Genomic DNA, 3,822 nt, shown 5'->3' with positions numbered 1-3,822 from the left:
CATCCTCGCGCTGAACGCGGCCGTCGAGGCCGCACGCGCGGGCGAGCAGGGGCGCGGTTTCGCGGTGGTCGCCGGCGAGGTGCGTTCGCTCGCGCAGCGCGCGGCGACCGCGGCGAAGGAGATCCGCGCGCTGATCGGCGCGTCGGTCGAGCGCGTCGCGAACGGTGCGGCGCTCGCACACGACGCGGGCCGCACGATGGACGACGTCGTGCGCGCGGTCAAGCGCGTGACCGACATCATCGGCGAGATCGCGGCGGCCTCGGACGAGCAGAGCGCGGGCATCGACGAGATCGGCCGCGCGGTCACGCAGATGGATGCCGGCACGCAGCAGAACGCGGCGCTCGTCGAGCAGGCGGCGGCCGCGGCGCGCGCGCTGGACGAGCAGGCGCAGTCGCTGAAGGCGCTCGTCGGACGTTTCCGGCTCGCGGCGGGCTGAGCGCGCGCGGCGTGCGACGCGCGGGCCACGCGTGTACCACTCACACCGAGCCGGCATCGGCGGCCGGGCGGTCCGGCCGCCGGGCGTTACGACGACTGCTTCTTGCGATCGGGATCGATGATGACCGTGCAGGTCGTGCCGGCCGACAGCAGTACGCCGTCCGGCACCTCGTCGATCTTGATGCGCACCGGCACGCGCTGCGCGAGGCGCACCCAGTTGAAGGTCGGATTCACGTCGGCGACGAGGTCGCGGCTTTGCGGATTGTCGCGATCGTAGATGCCGCGCGAGATGCTCTCGACGTGGCCTTTCATCACGCCGCCGCTCATCAGCCGCATCTCGGCCGGCGCGCCGACCTTCACGCGCGGCAGCTTGGTTTCCTCGAAGTAGCCGTAGACCCAGAACGAATGGCTGTCGACGATCGCGAGCTTCGCCTGACCGGCGACCGCGTAGTTGCCCTTGAAGGTCTGCAGGTTCGTGATGTAGCCGTCGACCGGCGCGACGACGCGCGTGCGTTCGAGATTCAGCTTCGCGGCGTCGAGCGCGGCGAGTGCCTGCTGGTACTGCGCCTCGGCGCTCGACGCGCTGTGCGCGGCGTTCTCGCGGTTTTCCTTCGACACGACGAGCGCGTCGAGATCGGCGCGGCGGGCCGCGTCGTCGCGGCGCATCTGCAGTTCCGCGCGGCGGGCGGCGACGGCCGCCTGCGCCTGTTCGACCGCGATCTGATAGTGCGACGGGTCGATCTGCATGATCAGGTCGCCCTTCTTGACGAGCTGGTTGTCATGCACGGGCAGCGCGACGATCGCGCCCGACACGTCCGGCGCGACGTTGACGATTTCCGCGCGCACGCGCCCGTCGCGCGTCCATGGATCTTCCATGTAGTGCACCCACAGCGAGCGCCCGATCAGGATCGCGACGAGAAGGATGACGGCCGTCGCGACGAAGCCGAAGAGTTTTCTGAGCATCATGGTGGTGGTGGATCAACGGTAAACGGCGAGACTGAGTCCGCCGCATATGCAGACGAGCAGGCAGGCCCGGAACAGCGACGGGTGCCAGACGACACGGTAGAGGCCCGTATAGGCGAGCAGTCGGTCGACGGCCCAGGTCGCGAGCGCGCCGACGACGAACATCAGCACGACCGTGGGCATGTACGCATCGAGAATCGCGATTTCGCGCGGGATCATGACGAGGCTCCTGGTTGGGGGCGTGCGGGGCGGTTGCGGTTGAGCGGCGCAAGCGGCGACTCCGGATCGAGCAGCGCGCTGCGCACGAAATGGAGATGGCTCAGGATGCGCTGCAGGCGGTGCCGTTCTTCGCGCGACGCATGCAGCGTGTCGAGCAGCGGGCGCGTCGCTTCGATCGCGTCGTTGGCTGCGCCGAGCGCCGCGTCGAAGCGCGCGGCGTCCGGCTTCGCGAACAGCGCCGACAGCGCGTTGCGCATCGTCTCGATCGCACATCGCCACGGCATCGTCGGCGCGTAGTGCGGATCGGCCGGCAGCGTCGCGAGTTCCGCACGCAGGTCGATCGCCGCGTTGCCCGTTTCGAGCACCGCGAACATCCAGCGCAGCGCGTCGCGCTGCACGGTCGGCTGGTCGGCCGACAGCGTGTGCGCCTGATACATCAGATCGCGCGCGCCGCTCTCGAAGCGCGTGCGTAGCCCGGCAAGCCGTGCGTGGCAGGCGGCGACGACCTGATGACGCAGATCGGCGAGCAGCCGCTTCTTGAGCCACGGCGCGGTCGGCGGGAACAGCACCGCGAACGCGATCGCCGACACGAGCATCGACAGCACGAGCGCGAGCGCGTCGTTCATGAAGCCGGTCGGATCGTAGTGCGTGATGTTGTCGGGGCCGGCGAGGAAACTGAAGAAGATCAGATAGCCCATCCCGTAGCCCGCGAGCTTCGGCTTCAGCGTCAGGAAGATGCCGATCGCGAGCATCGGCGCGAGCCCGACGCAGAGCAGCGCGAAGCCGTCGATGCGCGGATAGATGCCGAACATCGTGATCATGCCGGTGCATACCGCGAGTGCGGTGCCCATCCCCATCTGCGCGGCCATCGCGGTCGGGCGCGGCGTCGACGACGCGAGCGCACAGGTCGCGGCCGCCGTGAGCGTCAGCGTGACGCCGCTCGGCCATGCGGTTTCGATCCAGAACCAGCCGAGCACGAGGATCACGGCCGCCGTGCGGATGCCCGCGATGACGGCTGCGGTCAGGTTCGTGCGCGGCTCGTAGCGCTCGATCCAGCGCTCGCGCTCGTGCGTCGCGCTCGACAGCGACGCGTAGGTCGCCGCATATTCGCGCAGGTCGGTGATGAAGCGGTATAGCAGCTCGGCGGCCGTGTCGAAGTCGAGCAGCGGAAAGTCGGGCTGCGTTTCGAGTTCGGCACGCGTCGCGCGGATGCGGCGCGGCAGCGCGTCGCGCCACGCGAGCAGCTGCTCGGCCGCGTGGGCGGCGTCGGCCGACGTGCGCACCGGCTCGCCGTTGCGCGTGAGCAGCGGCGCGATCTCGCGGAAATACGGCTCGAGCGCGTCGACCGCGGCCTGCGCGCCGGCCGCGCGCAGCCGGTTCATCAGCTGATGCAGCGCATGGAAGCGGCTCGATGCGCTCATGAATTCGCTGTTGAGCCGCGCGAGACGGCCGCTGCGCATCCGCGTGTCCGGGTTCTCGAACACGGCCATGCTGCGCGCGGCCTCGAAGCCGACCACGTCGGCGACGAACCGCGTGTGCACGCTTTCGATGTGCGCGCGTTCGAGCTGTCCGGACAGCGCGGCCGCGACGTAGTCGACGAAGCTGCCGAAGCGCTTGCGCACCGTCGTGCGCATCTGCTCGCCCGTGTACTGCGGGAACACGAGCGCGCTGACGACGCCGGCCGACACGATGCCGACGACGATTTCGGCTACGCGCGTCATCGCGCTCATGAACGCGCCGTCCGGGTGCTGCGACGCGGGCAGGCCGATCAGCGCGGCCGTGTAGCCGGCCAGCAGGAAGCCGTAGCTGCGGAAGTTGCGGTTGCGCGCGGCGCCAGCCGTGCAGAGCGCGACCCACAGCGCGACCGCGAGCAGGAACAGCTGCGGCTGCTGCGGAAACAGCCCGACGAAGGTGAGCGTCGCGATGAGCCCGAAGATCGTGCCCGCGACGCGATAGAAGCTTTTCGCGAGCACGGCGCCGCTTTGCGGCTGCATCACGATGAACACCGTCGTCATCGCGGTCTTCGGCGCCGGCAGGTCCAGCCGCATCGACACGGCGAGCGAGATGAAGGCCGCGAGCAGCGCCTTTGCGAGATAGAGCCATGCGACGCCGTCGGTGCGGGCCCAGTCGCCGAATGCGGCGAAGCGGGCCGACAGCGCGCTGCCGGCGTGCGGGGAGGCGGGGGAGGAGGCAGACATGGCGTGC

Annotated in this window: 4 protein-coding genes; 1 reads left to right on the top strand and 3 read right to left on the bottom strand. The window is 69.8% G+C overall.

Features of this window, described 5'->3' with window-relative positions:
- Positions 1 to 436, top strand: a 436-nt coding sequence (locus HMPREF3115_RS32740) for a methyl-accepting chemotaxis protein (RefSeq protein WP_256276415.1), incomplete at its 5' end; no start/stop codon positions are given.
- Positions 437 to 522: 86 nt separating this feature from the next.
- Here HMPREF3115_RS32740 and HMPREF3115_RS24185 read toward each other — a convergent pair.
- Genes HMPREF3115_RS24185 through HMPREF3115_RS24175 form a run of 3 tightly spaced genes read right to left on the bottom strand, consistent with a single transcriptional unit; the run spans position 523 to position 3,815 of the window.
- Entirely contained in the window at positions 523 to 1,401 is an 879-nt protein-coding gene (locus tag HMPREF3115_RS24185) for an efflux RND transporter periplasmic adaptor subunit (RefSeq protein WP_070556412.1), read from the bottom strand.
- A 12-nt stretch (positions 1,402 to 1,413) separates the two neighbouring features.
- Positions 1,414 to 1,617 (bottom strand): DUF1656 domain-containing protein, encoded by a 204-nt coding sequence (locus HMPREF3115_RS24180; RefSeq protein WP_006402107.1) that lies wholly within the window; start codon positions 1,615 to 1,617, stop codon positions 1,414 to 1,416.
- Positions 1,614 to 3,815, bottom strand: a complete 2,202-nt coding sequence (locus HMPREF3115_RS24175) for an FUSC family protein (protein ID WP_070556408.1) — start codon at positions 3,813 to 3,815, stop codon at positions 1,614 to 1,616. The genes HMPREF3115_RS24180 and HMPREF3115_RS24175 overlap by 4 nt, the downstream gene beginning before the upstream one ends.
- Between the last annotated feature and the right edge of the window lie 7 nt (positions 3,816 to 3,822).

The sequence above is a fragment of the Burkholderia sp. HMSC10F09 genome, assembly GCF_001806955.1.
In the GTDB taxonomy this organism is placed as follows: domain Bacteria; phylum Pseudomonadota; class Gammaproteobacteria; order Burkholderiales; family Burkholderiaceae; genus Burkholderia; species Burkholderia multivorans.
Note: the sequence above shows the minus strand (reverse complement) of the source record. Positions and strands in the feature narration are given on the sequence as shown.

What these genes read in the sequence shown, in the direction of transcription:
- HMPREF3115_RS24185 (WP_070556412.1), bottom strand. Translation starts at nt 1,401, where the DNA reads ATGATGCTCAGAAAACTCTTCGGCTTCGTCGCGACGGCCGTCATCCTT.
- HMPREF3115_RS24175 (WP_070556408.1), bottom strand. Translation starts at nt 3,815, where the DNA reads ATGTCTGCCTCCTCCCCCGCCTCCCCGCACGCCGGCAGCGCGCTGTCG.
- HMPREF3115_RS24180 (WP_006402107.1), bottom strand. Translation starts at nt 1,617, where the DNA reads ATGATCCCGCGCGAAATCGCGATTCTCGATGCGTACATGCCCACGGTC.